The following is a 26,946-nucleotide window of genomic DNA, read 5'->3' as shown; positions in this document are numbered from 1 at the left end:
CTGGTCGCCACGCCCCTTCAGCCAGGCAATCAAGGTAAGGAAGCCATATGTGCCCGAATACGCTGCTGTGCATTGGGCGAGAAGTGCAATGAATCCTCGCTCGGGACGGGCCAATCGGCGGATTCTGATCGTCGATGACACCGCATCGATTCATCAGGACTTTCGCAAGATCCTCTGCCCCGAAACCAGTGGCGACCAATCCCTGGACAGGGTCGAGCAAACCTTGTTCGGTACGGCCCCGGCAGTGCGTCAGTCGTTCCTCCTGGACTCCGCCTACCAGGGCCAGGAAGCCCTCGAACTGGTGACCAGGGCCCTGGCCGAGAAGACACCTTACGCCCTGGCGTTCATCGATATGCGCATGCCGCCGGGCTGGGACGGCCTGGAAACCATCGAACAACTGTGGAACGTCGACCCGAATCTGCAAATCGCCTTGTGCACGGCCTATTCCGACTATTCCTTCGAAGCGATTGAAGCGCGCCTGACGTTCGACGATCAACTGCTCATCCTGAAAAAGCCCTTCGACAACCTGGAAATTCGCCAGATGGCCAGTGCCCTGACCTGGAAGTGGCAATTGGCACAGGACGCGGCGCTCAAGTTGGTGGGCCTTGAGCGCACCATCGAGGAACGGGTCCAGGAGTTGCTCAAGGTCTCGCACCTGCTGCAATACGACGCCCTCACCGAGTTGCCCAACAGCACGTTGCTGGGGGATCGCCTGACCCAGGCCATCACCCTATGCAGGCGTCACGACACTCAGTTGGCCGTGATGTTTATCGGCCTGGATCGCTTCAAGCGCATCAACAACGCCTTGGGCCATCCAGCGGGCGATGAGGTGCTCAAGCAGGTCAGCCAAAACCTGGTAGCGACGGTGCGGGAGTCAGACTCGGTATTTCGTTACGGCTCCGATGAGTTCGTGCTGATCCTCAACGACATTCGTCATCCCCAGCAAACCCAGGGCATGGCCGAGAAAGTTCTCAAGGCGGTAAGTGCCACCCGCCATGTGGCGGGCCACGACCTGAACATTACCGCGAGTCTGGGCGCCAGCCTCTACCCCAATGACAGTTTCAGCGCCGTAGAACTGATCAAGAAAGCCGAAATCGCCATGCGCACCATCAAGGACCATGGCCCTGACAACTTCAGCTTCTTCATCGACGATATGAACCTGCGGGCGCGGGAGCAACAGAGTCTGGAGAGCGCAATTCGGCTGGCGCTGGAACGCAATGAGTTTGTCTTGCACTACCAACCGAAACTGGACTTGAAAAGTGGCCGGATCATCGGCGCCGAAGCCTTGATTCGCTGGTGCCAACCCGATCATGGCTGGATATACCCATCTGCCTTTATTCCCGTGGCTGAAGACAGCGGCCTGATCGTGCCCTTGAGCCAATGGGTACTGCGCCAGGCTTGTGAGCAGGCACAAGCCTGGCAAACCCAGGGCCTGGCGCCGATCTGCATGTCGGTGAATATCTCGGCCATTGATTTCCGTCAGCGGGATTTTGTCGCCAACCTGGCCGCCATCCTCGAACAGACCGGCCTGGCGCCCGCGTTGCTGGAACTGGAGATTACCGAGAGCGTCTTGATGCAAAACGTCGAGGACACGGTGGCCACCTTATGGGCGGTCAAGGCCATGGGAGTCCGCCTGGCCGTCGATGATTTCGGCACCGGCTATTCCAGTCTCAGCTACCTGCGACGCTTTCCCATCGATGTGCTGAAAATCGATCAATCGTTTATTCGCGGCCTAAGCGCCAACAGCCAGGACGCGCAATTGATCGGCGCCATCATCAGCCTGGGCAAGAGCCTGAACCTGCACATCATTGCCGAAGGGGTAGAGACCGTTGAGCAATTGGACTTTCTCAAAAGCAACCTGTGCGAGGAAGGTCAGGGCTATCTGTTCAGCAAGCCCGTCGCCGCCGATGACTTCGCCCGGATGCTGCAAACCGGACTACACACCCTGATGCCTGGCCAATAACGCCGTGCTCACAAGGAATCAATACTTGAGTAACCTTCTGCCACATCCTCGGCACCGGGTAATGCGAGGGCTGAGCCTCGCCTTTATGCTGTGGGCCGGGTCGGTGTCCGCCGCCCCCTTGGATGAGCCGTTGAAGCCTCTGCCCCCAGTACCGGCCCTGGATGCCGAAAAAGTTGAGCTGGGCCGTCAGCTGTTCAATGAAAAACGCCTGTCGGTCAATAACACCCTGTCCTGCGCCAGTTGCCATCACCTGGAAACGGGCGGTGCCGACAACAAAGCTTTTTCCATCGGTTTCGACGGCCAGCCAGTGCTCCTCAATACACCCTCCGTGTTCAACGCCAGCCTGAACTTCAAACAGTTCTGGAACGCACGGGTGGACACCCTGGAAGCACAAATAGAACAAGTGGTCATCAGCCCCGTGGAAATGGGCAATGACTGGAAGAACGTGGTGCAGACTTTATCGAGCCTGCCGGTGTATCAAACAGCTTTTGCCCAGGCATACCCCGACGGCGTGACGGCGACCAACGTACAAAACGCTCTGACTACCTATGAACGTACCCTGCTCACCCCCCACTCACGTTTTGACCAATACCTGCAAGGCAACACCGACATCCTCACTCTCCAGGAAAAATACGGCTACCAGCGTTTCAAGGACTACGGCTGTATCGCCTGCCATCAGGGGGTCAATATCGGCGGCAACATGTACCAGAAGTTTGGTGTGATGGGGGACTACTTCAAGGCCCGGGGCAACCCCACCGAAGCGGACCTGGGACGCTACCTGGTGACCCTGGACGAGGAGGACCGCCATGTTTTCAAGGTTCCCAGCCTGCGTAACGTTGCAGTCACCGCACCGTACTTCCACGACGCCTCGGCCAAGACCCTGGAAGAGGCGGTGGATGTGATGTTCAAGTACCAACTGGGTCGCACTCCATCAGCGGAGGACAAAACCCTGATCATCCAGTTTCTCAAGACGTTGACCGGCGAATGGGCAGGCAAACCGTTATGAAACTGTCTCGCCACGCCAGCCAGACACTGCTCAGCGCCATGACCCTGGTCCTGGCCTCGATCCTGGTGTTCCTGTACCTCAAGTCCTCGACTGACCAGGCCGCCACGTACACCGAGTCCCGGGACCTGATCCGCCAGCTCAAGCAACTGAACGCGCAATGGGACGGCGAAGTACTCAAAGCTAGGATTGCCCTGACCCACAACTACGACCCTCTGGTGGAGCCACTCAACGAAATGACCCACCTGTGGGCCAGCCTGCTGACGCGCGAGTCCCATCATCACCCTCAAGACCCGGCACTCTGGCAGGCCAGCCAGGATGCCTATGTGCAGGCGTTTCAGGAAAAGGCCCGGCTGGTGGACCAGTTCAAGTCCCACAACGCAGTGCTGCGTAACTCCCTGGCCTTTTTGCCGACCGCCGAGGACGATATTCAGGCGCAATTCATCCAGCTCAATGATGCCGACAAGCTGCAACAACAAAACATCGCCACCGACACCTATGACTTACTGCTCAGTGGCCTGGAGTTCGCCCAGGTCACCAGCGACGACAAAGCGGCGGATATTCTTGTAGGGCTGAATAAACTGGCGGTCAACAAGACGCTCCTGCCCGACGAGTTCCAAGCGCCGGTGGAGATTCTGAGCAACCACGTTTCACTGATCTTGCGCGAACAACCACTGGTCAACACGTTGCTCGAACGCATCGCCGCCATCCCGCTGTCTGATCGCCTGGACGACCTGACCAACCTGCTCAATCAGGATCAGGCCGAAGCCGACCTCGTCGACCAGAGGTACCACCGCTACCTGCTGGTGTTCGCAAGCCTGCTGGTGGTACTGCTGCTGTATCTGGCTATTCGTTTGCTGCGCAGTTTTGCCGAGATCAACCGGGTCAACCGCGCCTTGCACACAGCCAACGAAAGCCTTGAACAGAGGGTCGAAGAACGCACCCGCGAACTCAAGGACGCCCAGAGCGAACTATTGGACAGCGCACGCCAGGCTGGCATGGCGGAAATCGCCACCAATGTGCTGCACAACGTCGGTAATGTGCTCAACAGCGTAAACATTTCCGCCGACCTGGTGACCCGCAAGCTGCGCACCAGCAAGACGCTGGGACTGGGCAAGGCCGTGCAACTGATCAACGAACACCACCACGACCTGGGCAGATTCATCACCGAAGATGAAAAAGGTAAATTGCTGCCCGGCTACTTGAACCAGTTGGTAGAGGCCATCACTCTCGAACAGCGGGACATCACCGACGAACTTGCTCAGCTCAGCAAGAGCGTCGACCACATCAAGGACATCGTCTCCACTCAGCAATCCTACGCAGGCGCTTCCACGTTGCTGGAGCCGGTACACATCAGCGCCTTGATCGAAGATGCCCTGCGTATGAACTCCGGCGCCCTGAGCCGCCACCATGTGACGGTGGTCAAGGACTATCACGATGTACCGCAGATCATGGCCGACAAGCATCGGCTGCTGCTGATCCTGGTCAATCTGATCAGCAACGCCAAGTACGCCATGTCCAACCTCTGCGATCGGCCACGACAAATGACACTGATGGTTCGTCCAATGGACAACAGCACCTTGCACATCAGCGTCAAGGATGAGGGCGAAGGGATCCCGCCCGAAAACATGGCCCGAATTTTTACCCACGGTTTCACCACCCGCAAGGAAGGCCATGGCTTCGGCCTGCACAGTTGCGCACTGGCGGCAATCGAAATGAAGGGCAAGCTGACCGCCCACAGTGACGGGCCGGGCAAAGGCGCTCTGTTCACCCTGCAAATCCCCCTGGAAAACGCCGAGAACTGACCATGAATCAACCACCGAACCGGCGCATCCTGTTGATTGACGATACCCCCTCGATTCACGAGGACTTTCGCAAGATCCTCACCCCCGTCCAGGAGCAAACCCCGGAACTGGACGATATGGAAATGGCGCTGTTCGGCGACGCCGTCAAACCCAGGGCCCAGGCCTTTGAGCTGGACTCAGCCTATGGTGGCCGGGAAGGTTTAGAACTGATCGAAAAGGCGATGGCTCAGAAACTGCCCTACGCCCTGGCCTTTGTCGACATGCGCATGCCCCAGGGTTGGGACGGTGCGCAAACTATCGAAGAGCTGTGGAAAGTCGACCCGCAGTTGCAAGTAGTGGTATGCACCGCCTACTCGGATTACTCCTGGGAGGAACTGCTGTTCCGCCTGCAGGCACACGACCGGTTGCTGATCCTGAAAAAGCCCTTCGACAACATCGAAGTCCAACAAATGGCCAACACCCTGACAGCCAAATGGGAAATGGCCCGGCGCGCATCGTTGCAAACCAGTCAATTGGAACGGCTGGTGGAACAACGCACCCAAGCATTGACCCAGGCCAGCCAGGCGCTGCAACTGGAAATCGATGAGCGCAAGCAACTGGAGAGCCAGTTGGTGCAGTCGGAAAAGCTGGCCTCCCTGGGGCAACTGGCCGCGGGCGTCGCGCATGAAATCAACAACCCGGTGGGGTTCATCTCCTCCAACCTGGGCACCCTGGACAGCTACTTCAAACAATTGCAGCAGATGCTCGACGCCTATCGACAAGCCGAAGAGCTTATCGCCTCGGGGGAAAGCCTTGAACAACTCAAAACCTTGCGCACTGGCATGGACCTTGAGTTTCTCAAGGAGGACGTTCCGATCCTGATCAGGGAGTCCAAGGAAGGCATCGGCCGCGTGGTGCAGATCGTCAAGGATTTGAAAGACTTCTCCCGGGTGGATAACGACCAATCCTGGCAGTGGGCCAACCTGCAGCAGGGCATCGACTCGACACTGAACATCGTTGCCAGCGAACTCAAGTACAAAGCAGACGTGATCAAGCAGTACCAGGCGCTACCGGAGATCGAATGCCTGGCGTCACAAATCAACCAAGTGGTCATGAATCTGATCATCAACGCGGCGCAAGCCATGGGGCCGGAACGCGGCACAATCACCATCAGTAATGGTGTTGAGGGGAAAAACGTCTGGCTGGAGGTGGCAGACAACGGTTGCGGTATTGCACCGCAAAGCCTGCAGAAAATCTTTGATCCGTTCTTCACCACCAAACCGGTGGGTGAAGGGACAGGGCTGGGACTGTCGTTGTCCTACGGTATCGTCAAGAAACACCACGGGAACATTTCCGTCAGCAGCGAACTGGGCAAGGGCACGATATTTCGAGTGGTGTTACCCATTCGGCAAACGGCGGTGTAAGACACACCGCCAGTCGCCGTCGAACCTCATTCATGCCTCGGCTTTTTTCGGATTCGAACCAAACGATGCAAAACGCTTGTTGAACCCGGCAATCCGGCCTTCGACCTGAGTCTTGCGCTGCTGACCGGTGTAGATCGGGTGCGAAGCACTGGACACGTCGAGGGCCATGTAAGGGTAAGTGGTGCCGTCCGTGTGTTTGTGAGTGCGATCCGTCTCAACCGTGGAACCGATCAGGAAGAACACATCGGCGGCGGTGTCGTGGAACAGCACCGTACGGTAGTCAGGATGGATACCAGCTTTCATAAGGCCTCCGGGGCATTTGGGTGTCAGAACTGTTATACAGTAACATGCAATCACACTCAAACGAGAACCAGTTGCAATAAAACATCTTTGGATCAAGCTCCGCTCCGAGCTGTGTTCGAATTTTTTTCAGCTTCTGGAGAGCTGGGCTGCCACCACTCACTCATCCATTCGAGGACCTTGAGCAGCACTTCCTTGACGACTACCGGGGTGGCTTCGCTTTTAGCCACAGCCTCGGCATAGCCTTTGACAACTGACGCAAAGTCACCTCGGACACCGCCGCCAAGCGCAGTATCCAAACCGTCACGCCGTGTCTTTTCAAACCCGTTTTTTGCCCCTTCCATAATACCGCCGGGGCTACCATCAGACTTTTCAATACCTTGAAGCATGTTGCTCAGACCAGGGATAAACCACGTATTCCTAGCAACTTTTCCGGCGGTATTACGCACCACCCCCTTATCGGTATCGTCATGCCCCACATGAGTGTCCAGGGTACTTTCCGGGGCCTTGTTTTTGTTCGTCACGCCGTCCTGCGGGGCATGTTCCTCCCGAGACTCAATGCCTTTCTGGTCAATCAGAAGTTTGACGATAGAGTTGCCATTATTCATCCGCTCTGCGGGACGCTGGCTCTGTGCTGAATGCTCCGTTGCGGAATCGGCCGTAAGCTCTGGTTTTTCATTGTTTGTCATCGACTGATCCACGTGAGCCGTCTCTTGTTGTAGCGCAGGCGGCAGTGAATAGCGATCAGAAGTAACTGCTGTACTTATAGTCATAAACGACTCACTCATCGGCACATTAAGAACGTTATTGGACTTGCGTCTTAAGCCTGTAGTGGCAGCGACAACAGGAAGAGTTCCTCTTCATGGGCCGTAACCCTGCGCCCCAGAGTGCTCAATCCTTGTCCGCGGTTTCAGTACTGGCGCAGAATGCGTGACCGACCTGATGAGTCCGAACCCAAGGAAACCGTATGAGCCTGTCCTTGCTAAGCCGTTACGCCTTCTTTGCCGTGTGCGTTATTTTCACCCTCGCCAGCCTGCCCTTTGTCGACCATGACTGGCTGTGGCCTATCACGGTAGTCACGGGCATCCTCAGCCTGATCGGCATTTTCGACCTGATGCAAAGCCCCCACGCGGTGCGCCGCAACTATCCGATCCTGGGCAATATCCGTTACCTGGTGGAAGGCATCCGTCCGGAGATCCGCCAGTACCTGCTGGAGTCCGACAGCGACGCCCTGCCCTTCTCGCGCGCCCAGCGCTCGCTGGTCTATTCCCGGGCCAAGAATGAAAGCGCCGACAAACCCTTCGGCACCTTGATCGACGTGTACCAGTCCGGTTTCGAATTCATCGGCCACTCCATGCGCCCAGCGCCATTGAGTGACCCCAGCACCTTTCGGGTGATGGTCGGCGGCCCACAGTGCACACAACCCTATTCGGCCTCGGTGTTCAACATCTCGGCCATGAGCTTCGGCTCCCTGAGTGCCAATGCCATCCGCGCCCTGAACCAGGGCGCCAAGCTCGGCAACTTCGCCCATGACACCGGCGAAGGCAGCATCAGCCCCTATCACCGGGAAAACGGCGGCGACCTGACCTGGGAACTGGGCAGCGGCTACTTCGGCTGCCGCACCAGCGATGGCCGCTTCGACCCGGAACGCTTCGCCGTGCAGGCGCAGAACCCGCAAGTGCGGATGATCGAAATCAAGATGAGCCAGGGCGCCAAGCCCGGCCACGGCGGGATCCTGCCCAAGCACAAGGTGACCAAGGAAATCGCCGAGACCCGCGGCATCATGATGGGCGAAGACTGCATCTCGCCGTCCCGCCACAGCGCGTTTTCCACACCCATTGAAATGATGCAGTTCATCGCCCAGTTGCGTGAACTGTCTGGCGGCAAACCCATCGGGTTCAAATTCTGCCTGGGCCACCCATGGGAATTCATGGGCATCGCCAAGGCCATGCTGGAAACCGGAATCCTGCCGGACTTTATCGTGGTCGACGGCAAGGAAGGCGGCACCGGCGCCGCGCCCGTGGAGTTCACCGACCACATCGGCGTGCCCCTGCGTGAAGGCCTGCTGTTCGTCCACAACACCCTGGTGGGTCTGAACCTGCGGGACAAGATCAAGCTGGGCGCCAGCGGCAAGATCGTCAGCGCCTTCGATATCGCCAGCGTGCTGGCTATCGGTGCCGACTGGGCCAACGCAGCCCGGGGCTTCATGTTCGCCATCGGCTGCATTCAGTCGCAAAGCTGCCACACCAACAAATGCCCGACCGGCGTCGCCACCCAGGACCCTCTGCGTCAGCGCGCGCTGGTGGTACCGGACAAAGCCCAGCGGGTGTTCAACTTCCACCGCAACACGCTCAAGGCCCTGGCGGAAATGCTGGCAGCCGCAGGTCTGGAGCATCCATCGCAGCTGTCGGCCAAACATCTGGTACGACGCATGTCGGCAACCGAGATCAAACTGTTCTCGCAGTTGCATGTGTTCCTCAAGCCCGGTGAATTGCTCACTGGCGAAGTGAATGGCGAGTTTTATTCGCGGATGTGGCAGATGGCGCGGGCCGACAGCTTTGAGCCCCATGAAGAAGCGGCTGCTTAAACCCCATGGCGGCGTCGGCCACGGCGCCGCTCAAAGGATTGACCTTATGTTGAAAGTGATCGCTGAAGACTTCATCAAACCCGAACACCTGGACACCGTGCGTCCGTGGTATGCCGAACTGGTGGAAAAAACCCGCCAGGAACCGCTGTGCATCGCCTATGACTTGTTCGTCGACCAGAAAGACCCGGGGCACTTTACCTTCATCGAGCAATGGCCCGATCAGGCCGCGCTGGATACTCACTGCCAAACCGAACACTTCACCCGGTTGGTACCGCAGATCAACGCGCATCAGGCCAGGCCGTGCCGGGTATTGCTGATGGATGCGTTCTAAACACCAGCCCGCCAAGCAAACATCCAGCTCAAGGCAGTGAAGATCAACTGTGGGAGTTGTCGAGCTTTAGCGAGGCTACGATGACGTCGGTACAGCAAACATTGATGGTGCCTGACCCACCGCCATCGCAGCCTCGCTAAAGCTCGACAGCGCCTACAAGGGTTAGATCTTCATCCCTGGGCAGCCAGGATGAGACATTCAGTAATACCCACGCTTTGCAATTGCTTACAAATACCGCCAACCTGCGCCCGCCCGACGTACGGTCCGACCCATGCCGTCGTCCACTTGTCATTACTAAACCAACTGTTCAAGAGCCCGCAGCCATGTTTAACGGACGCGACCCGCGCATCGATTTTTTTCGGGGCCTGGCGCTGATCTTCATTTTCTGGGATCACGTGCCCCACAACCCGCTGGGCCAAATTACCCTGCGCAACATCGGCTTCAGCGATGCGGCGGAAGTCTTCGTGTTTCTCGCGGGCTTCGCGGCGGTGCTGGCCTACGGCAAGATCCTGCAGCGCGAAGGGTATTGGATCACCTGTGTGAAGATCCTGCGGCGCGCCTGGGTGCTGTACGTGGTGCATATCTTCCTGCTGGCGATGCTGATGGGCATCGTGTTCTTCGCCAACAGCCATGTGGAAACCCGCGACCTGGTCCAGGAAATGGGCCTGACGCACTTCATCAGCAACCCTCAGCAAGCGCTGACGGATGAGTTGCTGTTGCGCTTCAAACCGAACCTGATGGACCCGTTGCCGCTGTACATCGTGCTACTGGCAGGCCTGCCGCTGGTGCTGCCGCTGCTGGTACGCAAGGCCTGGGCGGTCGTTGCCGTGTCACTGGCGGTGTACCTGCTGGCGCCGAAACTGGGCTGGAACCTGTCGGCGATTGCCGACGGTGTGTGGTACTTCAACCCCGTCACCTGGCAGTTGCTGTTTGTACTGGGCGGCGCGGCAGCGCTGCACAGCCAGAAACCCCAGCCCGTGCAACGTCGACCGCTTTCACGCCAGCCGTTGTTCATCGCCGCCGCCAGCTACGTGGTGATGGCCGGTATCATCACGGTCTCCTGGCGCTGGCCCGAAATCCACGATGCAGTGATGCCCGCCGCCCTGAGCGACCTGTTGTACCCCATCAGCAAAACCGACCTGTCGCCGGTGCGCCTGCTGCACTTCCTGGCCTTGGCCTACGTCACCGCCAAGCTTTTGCCGGGCCGTGTCTGGACGCAAAACTGGCTGGCACAGCAAACCTGCCGCATGGGTCGCTACTCCCTCGAAGTGTTCTGCCTGGGCGTGTTGTTGGCGCCGTTGGCGGACATGGTCAACGCCATGACCAACGATGCCTTCGCCATGCAGATCTTCACCGCGCTGGTGGGCGCCGGATTGATGGCCTTGCTCGGCGCATGGCTGGACTTGAACAAGCGCCTGACCCAACCGGCGCGTGTCGCCACGGCCTGACCTTCGACACCGCAAAAACCAAAGCCCCGATCAGTTGACCGGGGCTTTTTGTTGAGCGTGTACGTATCAGGACGTTGAACGTGCCGAGCCTGGGGAGGCATTGGTCGGTTGCAACTTGAACACGTAGAACAGCACCGTCAGGAACAGCAGGAACACAGGCCCTACATACAGCGCAACACGGGTATCCGGGAAGTACGCCATCAGGCCCACCACCAGCACCAGGAACGCCAGGGCCAGGTACGAGCTGACCGGGTACAGCCACATGCGGTATTTCAGGGCTTTCTGTTCGGCGGGGCTCAAGCCTTTACGGAACTTGAGCTGGGCCAGCAGGATCATGACCCAGGTCCAGATCGCGCCAAAAGTGGCGATCGAAGTCACCCAGACAAAGACCTTGTCCGGTACCAGGTAGTTGAGCAACACCCCCAGCAGCAAGGCAAAGATCGACAGCAGCAGCGCGCGGCGCGGGACACCATTACTGGAGGTGCTGGCGAAGGTCGCCGGGGCCTGGCCGTTCTGCGCCAGGCTGTAGAGCATGCGCCCGGTGCTGAAGATCCCGCCGTTGCAGGACGACAGCGCGGCAGTGATCACCACGAAGTTAATGATGCCGGCAGCGGTCTTGATGCCCAGACGCTCGAAAGTCATCACAAACGGGCTGCCCTGAGTGCCGATTTCATTCCATGGGTAGATCGACAGGATCACGAACAACGCGCCCACGTAGAACAACAGAATGCGCCAGAACACCGAGCCGATCGCATTGGGAATGGTCTTCTGCGGGTTCTTCGCTTCACCGGCGGTCAGGCCGATCATCTCCACGCCCAGGTAGGCGAACATCACCATTTGCAGCGACATCAACACGCCCTGCACACCGTTGGGCAGGAAGCCGCCGTGGGCCCACAGGTTGGAAATCCCCAGCGCTACACCGTCGTTGCCGAAGCCAAAGGCAATGATGCCGACGCCGCCGATGACCATCGCAATGATGGTGACGATCTTGATCAAGGCGAACCAGAACTCGAACTCACCGAAGGCTTTCACTGCGATCAGGTTGATGGTGCCCATGCTGACCAGGGCGGCCAGGGCCCAGATCCAGCGCGGCACATCGGGGAACCAGACGCCCATGTACACGGCGACGGCGGTGATTTCTGCAACGCAGGTCACCAGCCACAGGAACCAGTAGTTCCAGCCGGTGAGAAAGCCGGCCAATGGGCCGAGGTAGTCTTGGGCGTAGCGGCTGAACGAGCCGGCGACGGGGTTGTGCACCGCCATCTCGCCGAGGGCGCGCATGATCACCAGGATCGCCAGGCCGCCAATGATGTACGACAGCATGATCGCCGGGCCAGCCATCTCGATGGCCTTGGCCGAACCCAGGAACAGGCCGACACCGATACAGGCGCCGAGCGCCATCAGGCGAATATGCCGTTCGCCAAGTTCGCGTTTAAGCGGACCGCCTGATGCGGTCTCGCCGTGGGGCAGGTGGTTGCCAGCGGGCATAGGGGTACAACCTCATTTTGTTATTGGATATGAACCACCGAGTGTTCGACGTCGCAGCGGGTCGCCACGACGCCCTCCTGCCAGGCCTGCCTTTTGGGCAAACCTGACTGGCCCTGCAAACCGGACCAGCTCAGCGGGGGTGCAGTATAAAAAGCCATGGGCAGGGCTTTTCACTCTATAAACAGCAAGATTCAGCGAGAAGTCTCGGTAAAAGCGCCTTTTTCGGAGGGGCATCACCTGGGCAATGTAGGAATTGCCTTTAATTAGCGGCGGCGAGTATTGCACAGGGAAGGTGCATCGTCATGCCCCTGCTTTTGTCGGGTTTACCTCGGCAGGAGGCTCTAGAACGCACCTTCTGTAGCCCTTGCCGAGGTACGAGGCTGTGATGGGTCTGGGCGGCATTCCGACGTAGCGGCCCCCGGCGGCGGTCCTGCCGCCCGCATCGCAGCCTCGTACCTCGGCAGCGGCTACAGAAATCGGCTGTGTCGGTTCTTCATTTTTCCTTAAGTCAGAGGTACCCACCCCTGCTATCGATTGCCCACACAAATTCTTCCCACACGCCAACCACCGTCTAAGCTTCAGACAAGTCCGATCAATCTGCGTGAATGGATCAATCGACTATGGGTGCTTTGTGGCAAACCAATTCGACCAAGGCTGCGGTGCCAACCGACAGCACGGATGAACAGCCATTGCCACAAAAGCCCCGCAAACGACGCTTTGTCTGGCGAATGTTCTGGCTGTTGCTGGTGATGGGGCTGATCGCCCTCGGTTATGCCGCTTCGCGGGAAATGCGTACGTCCAAGTGGCAGGCCCGGGAGTTCAGCCGGCTTGCCGAGACCTTGACCTACAAGGTCCAGCCCGGCCCCAGTAATGCCATGGTCTACCCCGGCGACGGCCCCTTCGACAAGCGCCTGGGCTACAGTGCCCTGGGTGATTTCCTGCCACGTTTGCTCAAGCGCGACTACTTGATCCAAAGCCAGGCGCACTTCTCTGACGCCCTGCTGGACTACACCCGACACGGCCTGTTTGTGCCCTATGCCGAAAAAATCCAGGCTGGCCTGTCAATCACCGATTGCCGTGCCGTGCCCCTGTACCAGTTCAGCTACCCGCAACAGTTCTACCCCAGCTTCGCCGCCATCCCGCCGGTGGTGATCAACAGCCTGCTGTTTATCGAAAACCGCGACCTGCTGGACCCGGCCCAACCCCAGGCCAACCCGGCCGTGGACTGGCCGCGCTTTGCCAAGGCCGCCTGGTCGCAAATCGCCAAGCTGCTGCACCTGCCAGGCCAGACAGCGGGTGGCAGTACCCTGGCTACCCAACTGGAAAAATACCGCCATTCACCCGATGGGCTAACGCTGTCTGGCGGCGAGAAGATTCGCCAGATGATTTCCGCCAGCGTGCGCACCTATCAGGGCGGTCCCGAGACACTGAGGGCGCGGCAAAACATCGTGCGCGACTACCTCAACAGCGTCCCGCTGTCGGCAGTGCCCGGCCACGGGGAAGTGCACGGCATGGCCGAAGGTCTGCGAGTCTGGTACGGCGCCGACTTCAAGCAGAGCAACGCCATTCTGGCCAGCAACGATCCAAAAAATCTGGCGCAGAAAGGCCTGGCCCTGCGGGAAGTGCTGTCGTTGATGATCGCCCAGCGCCGGCCCTCGCACTATCTGTCCAAAGGTCGCCAGGAATTGGCGGAACTCACCGACAGTCACATCCGCCTGCTGGCACAAAATGGCGTGATCGAACCCGCACTGTCCGCCGCCGCCTTGGCCAGCAAGGTCAATTACCGTGACTGGCAACAACAACCCACGATCCAACCCATCGAAACCAACAAAGGCATCAGTGTCGCCCGCAGCCGCCTCGCGACCTTGCTCAAGCGCCCACTGTATGACCTGGACCGCCTCGACCTGTCCGCCACCAGCACCTTGCAAAATGACCTGCAAACCCAGGCCACCGCCTACCTCAAGCACCTGGCCGACCCCGCCTTCGCCGGACAACTCGGCCTGCTCGGGCCGCGCCTGCTGACCCCAGCCAACACGGCCCAGGTGCGTTACAGCTTCAACCTCTACGAGATGACACCCGATGGCGCCCGCGTGCGGGTACAGACCGACAACACCGATCAGCCCTTCGACATCAACGAAGGCAGCAAGCTGGAACTGGGCTCCACCGCCAAGCTGCGGGTGCTGACCACCTACCTGCAGATCATCAGCGAACTGCATGACCGCTACGCCGGGCAAGCGCCCGCCGCACTGAGGAAAGTCAACGTCGACGACCAGGATCGCCTGTCCCGCTGGGCCGTGGATTACCTGGCGCAAAACAGCGACCAAAGCCTGCCGAAAATGCTCGACGCGGCCCTCAACCGGCAGTACTCCGCCAGCCCCGGCGAAAGTTTTTTCACCGGCGGCGGTTTGCATCACTTCCACAACTTTCGCAACGAAGACAACGGCCGCAGCCCGACCTTGCGCGATGCCCTGCGCGAATCGATCAACCTGCCGTTCATTCGCCTGATGCGCGACCTGGTGCGCTACAGCACCTACCACGGCGCCAACAACAGTGCCGAGTTGCTCAAGGACGACAACGACCCGCGCCGCCAGGAATACCTGGCCCAATTCGCTGACCGCGAGGGCACTACCTTTCTGCTGCGCTTCTGGAAAAAGTACCGCAACAAAGATACCCAGGCCCGACTCGACACCTTCCTCGACGGCATGCACCCCACCGCCATCCGCCTGGCCGCCGTGCACCGCTACCTGCTGCCCCAGGCCAGTCAACAGAGTTTCAACAGCTTCGTACGCGCCCACTTGATCCACACCAAGGACCCGGAAAAGCTCACCGATGAACGTCTGGAAAAGCTCTATCAAAACTACGGCCCCGGCGCCTATGACCTGCCGGACCAAGGCTACATCGCCAAGGTCCACCCCCTGGACTTGTGGCTGCTCGGCTACCTGTTGAACAAGCCCGACGCCACCTTCACCCAGGCCGTCGCCGCCAGCGAGCACGAGCGTCAGGAAGTCTATGGCTGGCTCTTCAAAAGCCGACACAAGAGTGCCCGCGACAGTCGTATCCGCACCATGCTGGAGATCGAGGCGTTCCTGGATATTCATCAACGCTGGCAAGCCGTCGGCTACCCCTTCGACCATCTGGTGCCGTCCCTGGCCACCGCGATTGGCAGTTCGGGCGACAAGCCCGCAGCCCTTGCGGAATTGGTAGGAACGATCCTCAATGACGGCGTGCGTCAACCGACACTGCGCATTGACAGCCTGCACTTTGCTGCCGCCACGCCTTATGAAACCCGCTTGATCAATGACCCGAATCGCGGCAAACGCGTGATGCCCAGCGAAGTCGCCAGTGCCTTGCGCGAGGCGTTGTCGCAAGTGGTGGATACGGGAACGGCGAAAAGGGTTTCCGGCAGTTTCAAACTCACAGACGGCACGCCGCTGGCCATGGGCGGTAAAACCGGTACCGGGGATAACCGCATTGAAGCCATCGGTGCCGGCGGACGCATTCTCAGCTCCAAGTCGATCAACCGCACGGCCACGTTTGTGTTCTACATCGGTGAGCATCACTTCGGCACCCTGACCGCCTTCGTGCCCGGTGCCTCGGCCCAAGGCTTCACGTTCACCTCGGCCTTGCCAGTACAAGTACTCAAGGGCATGGCTCCGATTCTGATGCCTTACCTACAACCCGGCGCCCGGAGCTTGTGCCTGCCACCAACCGCCGGCGGTTAATCGCAACTAAGTTTTTCCGCACGTTCTCGAGCCAATACCCTGCCCGCCAGAGCATTCGCAGCAGGGCGTTACTTGTTTACTTTTCAGTCCCGAATTGCTCATCCAATCCCCCCTGTTCCGAGCAACATTTTCGAGGTTTGAATGGAGCGTTCCCGCACACAATCGAATGACCCAAGCATTATTAAAAGGTCATCCAACCATGCCTGCCGCTGTCATAGAACGACCACTTTCGATCGTAGAAAAAAAACCGGTTCATTACGACTTCATCAAACAACAACTGCCTCGCTGGTTGCTCGATACCGGGCCCCAGCGACTGACCACACTAAGAACACTCAAGCCCGTCATCTCCGGGCTCCACACAAACGCACTCACGCCACCGTTACACACGGCCATGAAACAGGCTCTGGACAAGCATTGGTCCACCCAGAACACCCTCGACAAAAAATTTGCCCAACTGAATGACGTCCAGGCCTTTGCCGAGCCGCTGCTCAAAGAGGCGCTGAGCGCCTACGGTGATATTGATGTGTCACACACCTCAATTCGCCTCTATTCCCCCGCCAACCTGCCCTGGTGGTCGATCAGTGTGCTGCCTGGCGTTACCAGCCGAACCATCACGTTGCTCGATGCCGCACTGCACAATTTCTCGGCCTCGGAAACCTTCGCCGACTACGCCTTCCTCTCCGATGAAGATGCCCGAGGCCAGCGCCAGCTATTGACGTTCACCCATAACGTGAGCGGCCAGGTGCTGACCGCCGACACGTTCAAGACGCTCTGCCGCAACCTCGACATTGGCGCGCGCTATCAACAGCAACTTCGGGCCTCGTTGGGGTTCGATAATCCGTCGGTCGCCGACGCGCTACGACACGAGGTTATCGACAACCTGCGGGCAGCCCTGGACAGCGCTTCCCAGATGGCCCTGGACAAAAATCACATTGCCGAGGACGCCTATGAGCTGATCCAGCTCATGGTCACAGGCACCCCCGGGCTGCTGATGCTCGACGCCAAACCAATCGAGTTCTACACCCTGGACCTGTTGGATACCCGCCTGGCCGGCGTCCTGATCATCACCTCGCAAACGGCTGACTGGGGTACCGGACGGATGTTGGCCTATGTCCCCCATGACCCGGAGCATCCCCTCAAGGAATACGCGTCGTCACTGGACTTCGTCAAAGAACTGACCCGCCAGTTACGTGACCAGACGCCAACACCGGGTTCGCCTCGCCTCAGCTATCAGCAATTTTTCAGTCAGTTCGTTCCCCATGAACAGCGCGGGCGCTTCTTTAACCAGCTCAACAATTTGCTCTCGACCGTGCGCTGGTACCCGAGGGAACCGGGTGACAGCGATCCAAACTGGCGTGAAACCCCTGTGCAGGTACCCGACCTGCAGTTTCGCATTCAGGCTGTACGCGATGAAGTTGCTAACGATACCAGCGAGGATCTGTGGCGTTATCTGCACCAGGTCAAACTGAACAAAATCATCAACGACGCTCGGGAAATCGCCATTTCCACAGACTATGCCGACCGTATGGCCCGCTGGGCCTGGTGGGACAATCTGGAAAAGATGCTCTCGGACATTTTCAACGTCGCCCTCATGGTCATCACCCCATTCGTCCCCTTCCTGGGTCTGCTGATGTTGGCCTATACCACCTACCAACTGCTCAACGACATACTCGAAGGCATCGTCGATTGGAGCGCAGGCCGGCAAATTGAGGGGTGGGAGCATATCTTGGCGGTTGCCGAAAACGTTATTCAACTGGGGACATTCCACGCCGGAGGGCAGCTCGCAGCAGTCGCCCGCCTGAAGTTGTCTCCCTTTGTTGACAGGCTTAAACCCGTACAGATGCCTTCCGGCGATACCCGTTTGTGGAATCCTGACCTGCGGCCTTATCAGCACAGGGTGCAGGATCTGCCAGAACCGCAGGAAAATGGCCTGCACTCCCACCGGGGCAAGCAGATCGTGCGTGTGAATAACCGTCATTATGAAGTCCGGCAGGATCCCGAAAACCAGGCATTCCAACTCGCCCACCCCAAACGTTCCGACGCCTATCGCCCACCGGTAACACTCAACGGCAGCGGCGCCTGCGTACTGGAAGGCGAACAGCCGCGCGCGTGGAGCAATACCCGGTTACTGCGCCGACTGGGGCCACAGACGGATGGATTGAGCAACGCTGAGCTTGAGCAAGTACGCGTCATCAGCGGAGTGGAGTACGGTGCATTGCGCCAGATGTACGTCAAGAATGAACCGACTCCGCCGTTGCTCGCCGACACGTTGCAACGCTTTAAAAGTGACCGGCAGATCAAGACCAGTATCGAGAAAATCCGCATGGCACAACCGCTTGACCCTGCGTCCAGTTGGTTTGAGCAAATGGTCACCGAGCTTGAAGGCTGGCCGCAGGACAAAGCGCTGCGGGTCTATCAACATTCCGACCTGTCCGGCGACTCCCGTTTCTATGGCAGTCCGACTGCCCAGGGAGATAACGTGCTGACGCTCAGCATCGCCGACGTCATGTCCGGCCAACTGCCGGAAAAAGTCGTGGCGTTTCTCGACCCACAACAGCTCACCCGCTTACTGGGCGAAACCCTGCCCGCACCGGAACAGGTACAGGCACTGCGTGATCGGTTGGCCGAGCATGTCGAACAACAGAGTCAATCGCTCACCCAGCACCTTTACCTCGAACAAGAAGCCACTGACGACCCGCATGTCCAGTTACTGCGCACCCAGTACCCCGACCTCCCCCTGAGCATCGCCCAACGGTTGGTCCGTCATACCCGAAGCCGCCATCTAAAGGTGATGAGCGAGGACCAACGCCTGCCACTGGACGTCAAGAACCAGGCCCGGGAACTGGAGTTCGAGGTCACCAGCACACGGGTGTTCGAGCAGATCCTTCAAGACTATCCTCTGTCGGAAGAAGCCGAACGCCTGGCGCTCAATACCTTGAGAATCCACACCGACGCGCTGGCGAACTTGCGTATCGAAATCCGTGAAAAAGCCCCGACTGGCGACTTGCGGATTCAGGTCGGTGAACAGGACGCTGCCAACCTGCGCATCCTGGTGCGCAACAAAAAGGCCCAATACCGGGTCTTTAATGCTCAAGGCACACTGCTGCATGGCACGACAGACTTCTACAGCGCGGTCTTCCATACCCTGACCACCGACGAACGCTTCATCGACGGTGAGCGCTTCAGGTCATGGCTGATCACAAAGATCACAGCCCCTGCGGAGCGGCGTCTGATAATGGCCGAACCACCGATCCGCGTACAGGCCGAACCTGAAACCCTCACCTTGCTGGGGGGCGGCTTCATCAGCACTTTACGGGGTACAGTGGCCGAAGAGGCGCCCCCCGCCACCTTGCAGCAACGCATCAAAAGGTGGCTCCCCCAAATGTCTGAGCAAGGTGTAAGACGCTTTTCTCAAGTAGCGGAAACAGCGGAAGGTCTACAAAAACTGGAGCACCTGGAAACCGAAGGCCAAACCTTTGAAAAAACGCTGGGTGACTATATCAAATCCAAAATAACGCGTTCCAAGGACGATCCCCCGGAGGCAGTGATTCGTCAGACTAGAACCCATTTTGCTGACAAGCTGATGGAGGCTTGGAGTGAGGGCTATACGCGACTGCATGACGAGCTCAACACTCCGCGCGGTGGCGTCAGGCTGGATTTTTCTAAAACGCGATGGCCGGACAAGCTGCCCGAGCTGCCCACCGAAATGCAACGGGTCACTCGCTTGAACATGACCGGCCACAAACTCTCTTCGAGCAGTGCCAACTTCCTACAACACTTTCCAAAACTGAAGGTCCTTGATCTGACAGGCAACGCTCTAACAACGCTGCCTCCCGCCATTCAGCGCATGCCCAATCTCAGAGAGCTGAACCTGGCCGACAACAAGATTGTCCTGGACGCCTCGACCTCCGAGCAGTTGAGTAACCTGTCGCGCCTACGCGGCCTGAACCTGGCCAACAACCCGTTGGGCATCGTGCCGGATATCAGCAAGATGCCCAATTTAGATGTACTCCTGTTAAGCGACACCGGTATCAGCGAATGGCCTACCGGCTTGTTTGCACAACCACGCAACAGTACTTTCATCCTGGAACTGCGCGGTAACCCCATTACCAGTGTCCCCCTGGTTGCCAGCAACTCCGAATCGGCCGTCATTGTTGCCCTGACCCGCCTGGACCGTGCAAAACTGACCGTTGAGGCCCAGGAGCGCTTTGAGACCTATAGAACCGTCGCGGGGCTTGACCCTTATCGGACCTATGAGCCCCAAGGCGACAGCGGTTACTGGCTCGACGATCTGGACAATGAAAACCGCTTTATTTATAGAGCCATCTGGAAAGACCTGGAGCATGAACACGGCTCCCAAGGTTTTTTCGAAGTGATCAAAGCCCTGGAGCCCCCAGAGTTCTTCGAAGACCCGACCGACAGGGCACTCTATCAACAGAACAGCGCAATGATGAGATCACAAGTGCAGCGCATGCTGTCGTCCATGGACGCCGACCACGACTTGCGGCAAACACTGTTTCGGATGTCCAGCTTTCCGGGGTTGTGCCCCGATGCGGGGATGCAAATATTCAACAGTATGGGCATCGAAGTCGAGGCGAGCCGGGCCAGGCTCTTCAGCCGAACACCCGCTGAGCGTGAAGAGCAACTGATCAAACTGGCCAAGGGGGCGGCCAACCTCAAGCTGTTGAACCACGTTGCGCGCGCCGACATCGCTCACCGTCTCAAACCTGTCGAGCAAGGTGGACTAGGCCTGCGACTGACCTCAGAGATGATCAGCGGCGAGCCTGGCACCGTTGATGAAGTAGAAGTTCACCTGGCCTACCAGACGCGCCTGGCCCGCAGGCTCGGTTTGCCCTGGGTCAGCGAACACATGCTGTACCGGGAGACCGCCAGGGTCAATGAAGTCTCCATCAGCCGAGCGCACACGGCAGTACTGTCATTGAGTGAAGGTGACGGGCTGGTGGATCAAATACTGCTTGAGCCTTACTGGGAAAACTTCCTCAAGGAGCGCTATGCGACAGACTACGAGATCAACGAGAGCAGCATCGATGAACAATTTGCCCTCCTCGATCAACTGCAAAGCGAACAGCAAGCGTTGACCCAATCCCCGGACCTGACCGAGCCACAAAAAGTTGAAAAACGCGAACAACTGAAACTCATGATCGAGCAATTACAAATCGAAGACCGCGTCGTGCCTGACGAGCCGATATCCGATGAGCTCTACAACCAATTGCTCAATGACCTGGGCCGGCGACGCCAGGAATGGCTACGGGAGCAGACCCGCCAGTCGCTGGGGCGGATCGACGAGTAAGACGCCGGGGCATGTCTTGATGCCGCTCAGTTAAGCCACTGCCCGAACGTTTTTTGGGCTTTCGGTTGCCCTGCCGCTGCCGAGGTACGAGGCTGCGATGCGGGCCCCAGGACCGCCCTTGGGGCAGCTACGCAGCCCATCGCAGCCTCATTCTTCGGCAGCGGCTACAGAAAACGGCCGTATCAGCTATTCGGCGCGTTTCCTTAACGGAACAGCATTATTGGGAGTTACGCATTTGTCAGGAGGCGGCGGCGAGTACTCGTGAATGGGCGTAGCTTCCAGGAATTAGTTATATATATTTCACATTTAAATAACGAATAACCCGCACACTTAACACTTAAACACCCCTCAGAATTTTGAACTTTTATTCTCAACCACAAAGGATACGCTAATAATTAAATCCCTCTAACGAGTTCAACTTAATGCCCAAACCTCCAATCCCGTTCCGGGCGCCTGCAACGCCCTATAAAGGCCCGCATTATGAGCTGATCAAACAAAAAATCCCGGACTGGCTATCCACGACTTCCCTGGCGAAAGTCACTCAATTAAACAATGCAGTCCTTTCTCGGCCGGCCTGGTACACCAGCGCCACACCCGACCAGCATCAAGCCCTCAAGACGGCCAATGCCGAGGGCTGGCGTGCGCAAAACAGCGTAGACCAGCAACTGAGTAACGTGCAGGACGTGTATGCCTTTGCCGAGCCGCTGTTGAAAAAAGCCATCCTGGACAAGTACCAACTCGACCTGGACGTCAAGACAACCTTCCTGAACCTGTATATCCCCAAAGCACTGCCCTGGTACACCTTCAATATCTCCCAGGGTGTCACTTCCCGAAAAGTGTCCCTGCTGGACGCCGCGTTGCATAATTTTGCCAATAGCGAAACGTTTGAAGACAACTCCTGCTACATCAGTCAACCGGACTACCGCGGTCACTTCACCCTCAAACCGTTAACCGACGCGATGTCCCTCGACCAGTTCAAAGCGCTGTGCCGTGAACTGGACCTCGGCGCCCGCTACCAACACCACTTGAACACCCACCTGCTGCCGACGGACCTCGCCGCCCGTGCCGATTTGAAGAACCAGGTCACCGCCAGCCAGAAAGCCGCGCTCAGGGCCGCAGCGCAACTGGCCTGCCTGAAAACCGATGTGCAACAGGTGCCGGACCTGGGGATGGCCGCCTACCATGTATTGATGCGCGCTTTACGCAGTGAACGAGGCGTCATGCAGTTCTACCAACTGAGCATTCTGGAGACGGCGCTGAGCGGTATTCTGCTGATTGCCGCAGACCTGGATCGGGCCTCCAGCGAGTCGAAAGTGATCGCCTACATCCCCCACGACCCTGAGAGTCCGGTCAAGGAGTACAACTCGATCCCTGAGTTCATGCGCGACCTGACCCGCAAACTGCAAGCCAACGCGCCCATCCCTTCTCGTCAACAACAGACTTACCAACAGTTCTTCAGCCAGTTTGTCGACCATGCCCAACGCGGGCATTTCTTTGCCGGGCTGGATCAACAGCTGTGCACGCTCCAGGGCGGTCAGAAAGTCCCACAGGACGATCCCAGGCTACGGTCGTCCTCACGCAGAATCGAGGGTGACCTGTGGGAATACCTCTACCAGCAATCCTTCAACAAAATCCTTAACGATGGACGAAGCATCGCCGTCTCCACGGCCGATACCGACAGCGCACAACGTTGGGCCTGGTGGGATAACTTTACAAAAATCCTCTCGGATATTTTCAACGCGGCCCTGATGGTCGTCACCCCGTTCGTACCGGGCCTGGGCGAGTTGATGCTGGTCTACACCGCCCTCCAGCTGGCCAACGAGGTGCTCGAAGGAATTGTCGACCTGGCAGAGGGACAGATCATAGAAGGCGCCGAGCACTTCATCGGCGTGACTAGCGATTTGATCCAATTGGCAATCTTCGCCGAGGGTGGAGAAATTGTCAGCGTCTTCAAGCGCTCCGCCTTCGTCGACGGCCTGCGGGCAGTCAAGGTGGGGGGTCAACAACGCTTGTGGAACCCCGACCTTGCGCCTTATGCCAAGAAAGACCTGCAGCTGCCGAGCGACTCCCGTCCCAATGAACTGGGCCTGCATGCACACCAGGAGCAAAAAATCCTGCCCTTGGATGACCAGCACTACGTCGTCGAACACGAAGAAGCTACCAATACTTACCGGGTCAAACACCCCACGCGTCCCGAGGCCTATTCACCCACGCTCGAGCATAACGGCAGTGGCGCCTGGGTGCATGAGGGGGAAAACCCGAACACCTGGGACAGCGAGACCTTACGCCGCCGCCTCGGGCCCGTGGTCAAGGACCTCTCCCCCGCCCAACTCGAACAAGCCTGTGAAACCAGCGGCACCCATGACGGCGCCTTGCGCATGATGTACGCCAACCGCGATACCCCACCGCCCCTGCTGGCCGACAGCCTCAAGCGCATGAAGCTACGCGGGGAACTCGAACGCATGCCGGAAAAAATCCGCACCGGGGCCACGACTGAGCTGCCAACCAACTGGTCGGCGCAAACCACCAGTGAACGTGCGGGCTGGCCGTCGAACAAAGCCATCAAGGTGTTTATAAGTGACGACCTGGTGGGTGATGCCATGCCTTATGGGGCCCAGGACGCCACGGATGCCAACACCCTCAAGATCAGTCACCGGGACGTGGAAGCGGGCCAGTTGCCCGAGCAACTCATCGCCTTCTTGAGTGAAACAGAGCTCGGTACCCTGCTGTCCGTTCCCGTACCCGAAACCCCGGCCGGGCGAATCCAGGCCCTGCGCGATCTGCTGGCCGATACACTGATGCAGGAAAAAACCACCATATTCAACCACCTCTACAGCACCGCAGAGGTGATCGACACGCCTCATGGCCGGCTGATTCAACAGCAGTTCCCGCAACTGCCCAAAGACCTGGTGGCGACACTGCTGCTACGCATTTCGCCGCAAGAACTGAGGATCATGAGCAGCGAGCAACGCATCCCCCTGCGCCTGAAAAACCTGGCCCGGGAACTGGCCAACGAAGTCCGCGCCAGCCATGCGGTTGAAGGGTTCTACAACGACGCGTTGCTGACAGCGGACACCGAACGCATGGCGCTCAATATCGTGCGTTTGCACACCGATGCTCTGGGTGACTTGAACATAGCCATTCATGAGCAATCCCCCAGCGGCGCCTTGCGTTGCCAGGTGGGGCCCGCAGACGCCGGCACGAAAAAAATACTCGTGTACAAGAGCCTCGGGCGCTACCAGATCCACGATGCCGCGTCCTCTGCCTCCCAGGCGCAATACAGCTTCTACGAGGCGGTGTTGCGTGCTGTCCCCGAAGACACGCTCGACTACCTGCCGGGCCAGGGAGGCATATTCAAGGCATGGCTCATCGAGCAACTTGAACCCTTGGCCGAACGCCGCAAGGTGTTGGAAGAACCCACTCGCCGCCAGGCCGATGAGCGCACGACACAACGCTTGCTGCAAAAACCCATGCTCGGAGCCTTCCGCCGTTTACTTCGGAGAAATCCACCGAGGCAGCCACCCACGCTCAAAGAAACACTGACCCAACTGTGCCCCCGTTTGAGCGAGGAACAGATACAAAAAGCGATGCCCTACCTGAGCACGCCGGAGGGGGAACAGTTTCTGAAAACGCTGATACCCGACCGAGCGACACTGGACGAAGACATGGACCAATTTCGCAGAGAAAAACCAGCACTCGCCAGGGCAAGCGCCACTATCACGCTGCACGAAAAACTCATGCGAGACCTGATCATCAATGAACTGAAAACCTGCTGGGCAGAAGGCGCCTACCAGCGCATGCTCCCCCCGGAACCAGGACCTCGCGGTACCCTGCTGGATCTGAGCGGACTGACCCTGGGTCATTGCATACGACAACTGAAACCGCTACGAGCTGACTTCAGCCATGTCACCCGACTGAACCTGAACGGCACGCGGCTAAGTGATCTAGACATGGGGTTTCTCATGAACTTCCCCAACCTGCGGGCCCTGGACTTGTCAAGCAACCACCTGGATCTCATTCCCGCCTATCTGGTGGACATGAAGGACCTGACGGCACTGAACCTGAGCGAGAACCCGATCATTTGGTCGGACGCCTATAACTATGACGTACTTAGACGCCTCTTGTACCTTCGCTCACTGAACCTGGCGGGCAACCGGCTCATGGCGGTCCCACCGGATATCCGTTACATGCCTGACCTGCGCCGACTGGTATTGCGCGGAACCCGCATTACCCAATGGCCAGGCGGCCTGGATATCCAAAGACTCAGCATCCCGGTGCTGGACCTGAGCAACACCCAGGTCAAGACCGTTCCCGAGTTCGCCCAGGACTCGGTGGCAGCCCAGATAGTGGCCAACAGTTGGGTGGATCGCACGACACTTGGGCGCCTGGATGAAGACCGGTTTGTCCGCTATCGCCGCGCCTTCGGTATCGACCCATACCGCACTGCACCACCTGGGGGTACAGCCGACAGGCAATACTGGATGTCTGGCCTGACAGAAGCAGATCACCCCGACGCAATAAAGGTTTGGGATGACGTCGAACAGGAGCACGGTTCCCAGGGTTTCTTCGATGTCCTCAAACTGTTGCAACCGCCTGCAGAGTTCCAGACGGATATCGATGAACAGTTGTTTCAACAAGGTCGGGACGACCTCTCCATTCGCGTCTGGCAACTACTGTTTGCTGTAGATAAAGACCCACAGTTTCGCGACCGGATGTTCAGCCTGGCCGGTGCCCCGGCCAACTGTGCAGACGCCGGCGCTCATATTTTCAACCGCATGGGCGTCGAAACCCTGCTGGAAACCATCCGCAAAGATGACTCCCCGCAAGGCCTATCGACCCGCGAAAAGAAACTGGTAACGCTGGCCAGGCAATCCTGGCGCCTGGAGCGGGTCAACCAACTCGCCCACCAAGAAATCCAGCATCGTGTAGCCCCAGAGAGCGAGGGCGGGCTGGGGCAGGCATTCGGCCTCGGTGACAACACCGTTGACGACGTGCAGGTGTACCTCGCCTACCAGACCGGACTCAAGACGCGCCTCGACCTGCCGTGGCTGTCCGAACACATGGTCTACCGCAACACAGCCAATGTGACGCAAGCGCATCTGGACCAAGCTGCGGCCAGCATCATCGGGCAGGAGCAAGGCGATGGCCTGGTGAACGGCCTGCTTGAACAACCGTTCTGGAACGACTACCTGCAAGACGCGCACCTGGAAGCGTTCAACGCCCAAGGTGAGCAACGCAACAACGCCGGCAGTCAACTGGAGGACTTGCTGGACGCTCAAAAGGAATGGGCCAGCCCGCAAGTGACACCCGAGCGTAAAGCTCAACTGCGCGAACAGCTCGTCACCCTGGCCAATGAGCGGGTTATCCCGCACACCGTGGTGTTAGCCGAACGGCCGTTATCGGACGCTACCGTGCGCAAGCTCTACGACGATATTCAGCATGATTACAATGAGCTGGGCCGGCAATTGACACGCCAGGCCCTGAAAAACGCAGGCCTGTAATACCGCCCTCTGCACAGCCACTGCCGGAGAGACACCGGACAGTGGCCCTGGGGAAACCAACCCGATCCGAAAACAAAAACTGCA

Annotated in this window: 13 protein-coding genes; 10 read left to right on the top strand and 3 right to left on the bottom strand. The window is 58.5% G+C overall.

The window, feature by feature from the left end:
• The first annotated feature begins 88 nt into the window (after positions 1-88).
• Genes GNF76_RS00445 through GNF76_RS00430 form a run of 4 tightly spaced genes read left to right on the top strand, consistent with a single transcriptional unit; the run spans position 89 to position 6,174 of the window.
• Positions 89-1,963, top strand: coding sequence for a putative bifunctional diguanylate cyclase/phosphodiesterase (locus GNF76_RS00445; RefSeq protein WP_155581229.1), 1,875 nt, complete (start codon positions 89-91; stop codon positions 1,961-1,963).
• Positions 1,964-1,988: 25 nt separating this feature from the next.
• The gene (locus tag GNF76_RS00440) at positions 1,989-2,969 is read left to right on the top strand and encodes a cytochrome-c peroxidase (RefSeq protein ID WP_379652559.1); all 981 of its coding nucleotides are present in this window, start codon (positions 1,989-1,991) and stop codon (positions 2,967-2,969) included.
• Complete coding sequence (locus GNF76_RS00435) at positions 2,966-4,771, top strand: DAHL domain-containing protein (RefSeq protein WP_155581228.1); 1,806 nt, start codon at positions 2,966-2,968, stop codon at positions 4,769-4,771. Before GNF76_RS00440 ends, GNF76_RS00435 begins: the two co-directional genes overlap by 4 nt.
• Positions 4,772-4,773: 2 nt before the next feature.
• On the top strand, positions 4,774-6,174 hold the full coding sequence (locus GNF76_RS00430) for an ATP-binding protein (RefSeq protein WP_155581227.1): 1,401 nt from the start codon (positions 4,774-4,776) through the stop codon (positions 6,172-6,174).
• Between the two features lie 30 nt (positions 6,175-6,204).
• On the opposite strand, the gene GNF76_RS00425 is transcribed toward GNF76_RS00430, so the two are convergent.
• Together GNF76_RS00425 and GNF76_RS00420 are read right to left on the bottom strand one after the other, a co-directional pair.
• Positions 6,205-6,477: a type B 50S ribosomal protein L31 gene (locus tag GNF76_RS00425; protein WP_155581226.1), complete on the bottom strand. Its 273-nt coding sequence runs from the start codon at positions 6,475-6,477 to the stop codon at positions 6,205-6,207.
• 92 nt (positions 6,478-6,569) lie between these two features.
• Positions 6,570-7,163, bottom strand: a complete 594-nt coding sequence (locus GNF76_RS00420) for a hypothetical protein (RefSeq protein ID WP_155581225.1) — start codon at positions 7,161-7,163, stop codon at positions 6,570-6,572.
• 278 nt (positions 7,164-7,441) lie between these two features.
• Here GNF76_RS00420 and GNF76_RS00415 point away from each other — a divergent pair, with 278 nt between their 5' ends.
• The 3 genes from GNF76_RS00415 (at position 7,442) to GNF76_RS00405 (ending at position 10,840) form a co-directional block, all read left to right on the top strand.
• Positions 7,442-9,061 carry an FMN-binding glutamate synthase family protein gene (locus tag GNF76_RS00415; RefSeq protein WP_155581224.1) on the top strand — a complete coding sequence of 540 codons (1,620 nt, stop codon included), beginning with the start codon at positions 7,442-7,444 and terminating at the stop codon, positions 9,059-9,061.
• Positions 9,062-9,107: 46 nt separating this feature from the next.
• Entirely contained in the window at positions 9,108-9,392 is a 285-nt protein-coding gene (locus GNF76_RS00410) for a putative quinol monooxygenase (protein WP_155581223.1), read from the top strand.
• A 323-nt stretch (positions 9,393-9,715) separates the two neighbouring features.
• Positions 9,716-10,840, top strand: a complete 1,125-nt coding sequence (locus GNF76_RS00405) for an OpgC family protein (RefSeq protein ID WP_155581222.1) — start codon at positions 9,716-9,718, stop codon at positions 10,838-10,840.
• Positions 10,841-10,906: 66 nt separating this feature from the next.
• Here the strand turns inward: GNF76_RS00405 and GNF76_RS00400 are convergent, their stop codons facing one another.
• Entirely contained in the window at positions 10,907-12,328 is a 1,422-nt protein-coding gene (locus GNF76_RS00400) for an amino acid permease (protein WP_155581221.1), read from the bottom strand.
• A gap of 620 nt (positions 12,329-12,948) precedes the next feature.
• Here GNF76_RS00400 and GNF76_RS00395 point away from each other — a divergent pair.
• The 3 genes from GNF76_RS00395 to GNF76_RS00385 all read left to right on the top strand — a co-directional run bounded on the left by GNF76_RS00395 (position 12,949) and on the right by GNF76_RS00385 (position 26,862).
• Positions 12,949-16,050, top strand: coding sequence for a transglycosylase domain-containing protein (locus GNF76_RS00395; protein WP_155581220.1), 3,102 nt, complete (start codon positions 12,949-12,951; stop codon positions 16,048-16,050).
• A 199-nt stretch (positions 16,051-16,249) separates the two neighbouring features.
• Positions 16,250-21,361 (top strand): NEL-type E3 ubiquitin ligase domain-containing protein, encoded by a 5,112-nt coding sequence (locus GNF76_RS00390; protein ID WP_246211840.1) that lies wholly within the window; start codon positions 16,250-16,252, stop codon positions 21,359-21,361.
• Between the two features lie 422 nt (positions 21,362-21,783).
• A complete protein-coding gene (locus GNF76_RS00385) occupies positions 21,784-26,862 on the top strand; it encodes an NEL-type E3 ubiquitin ligase domain-containing protein (RefSeq protein ID WP_155581218.1) in 5,079 nt (1,692 codons plus the stop codon).
• Positions 26,863-26,946: the final 84 nt, after the last annotated feature.

The organism is Pseudomonas spelaei, from assembly GCF_009724245.1.
Classification (GTDB): Bacteria; Pseudomonadota; Gammaproteobacteria; order Pseudomonadales; family Pseudomonadaceae; genus Aquipseudomonas; species Aquipseudomonas spelaei.
The sequence above is the reverse complement of the archived record's forward strand: the minus strand, read 5'-3'. Positions and strand labels throughout refer to the sequence as shown.

Bases quoted from the DNA above. Each gene is read 5' to 3' on its own strand.
- GNF76_RS00445 (WP_155581229.1), top strand. From the start codon at position 89: ATGAATCCTCGCTCGGGACGGGCCAATCGGCGGATTCTGATCGTCGAT.
- GNF76_RS00435 (WP_155581228.1), top strand. From the start codon at position 2,966: ATGAAACTGTCTCGCCACGCCAGCCAGACACTGCTCAGCGCCATGACC.
- GNF76_RS00430 (WP_155581227.1), top strand. From the start codon at position 4,774: ATGAATCAACCACCGAACCGGCGCATCCTGTTGATTGACGATACCCCC.
- GNF76_RS00425 (WP_155581226.1), bottom strand. From the start codon at position 6,477: ATGAAAGCTGGTATCCATCCTGACTACCGTACGGTGCTGTTCCACGAC.
- GNF76_RS00420 (WP_155581225.1), bottom strand. From the start codon at position 7,163: ATGACAAACAATGAAAAACCAGAGCTTACGGCCGATTCCGCAACGGAG.
- GNF76_RS00415 (WP_155581224.1), top strand. From the start codon at position 7,442: ATGAGCCTGTCCTTGCTAAGCCGTTACGCCTTCTTTGCCGTGTGCGTT.
- GNF76_RS00410 (WP_155581223.1), top strand. From the start codon at position 9,108: ATGTTGAAAGTGATCGCTGAAGACTTCATCAAACCCGAACACCTGGAC.
- GNF76_RS00405 (WP_155581222.1), top strand. From the start codon at position 9,716: ATGTTTAACGGACGCGACCCGCGCATCGATTTTTTTCGGGGCCTGGCG.
- GNF76_RS00400 (WP_155581221.1), bottom strand. From the start codon at position 12,328: ATGCCCGCTGGCAACCACCTGCCCCACGGCGAGACCGCATCAGGCGGT.
- GNF76_RS00395 (WP_155581220.1), top strand. From the start codon at position 12,949: ATGGGTGCTTTGTGGCAAACCAATTCGACCAAGGCTGCGGTGCCAACC.
- GNF76_RS00390 (WP_246211840.1), top strand. From the start codon at position 16,250: ATGCCTGCCGCTGTCATAGAACGACCACTTTCGATCGTAGAAAAAAAA.
- GNF76_RS00385 (WP_155581218.1), top strand. From the start codon at position 21,784: ATGCCCAAACCTCCAATCCCGTTCCGGGCGCCTGCAACGCCCTATAAA.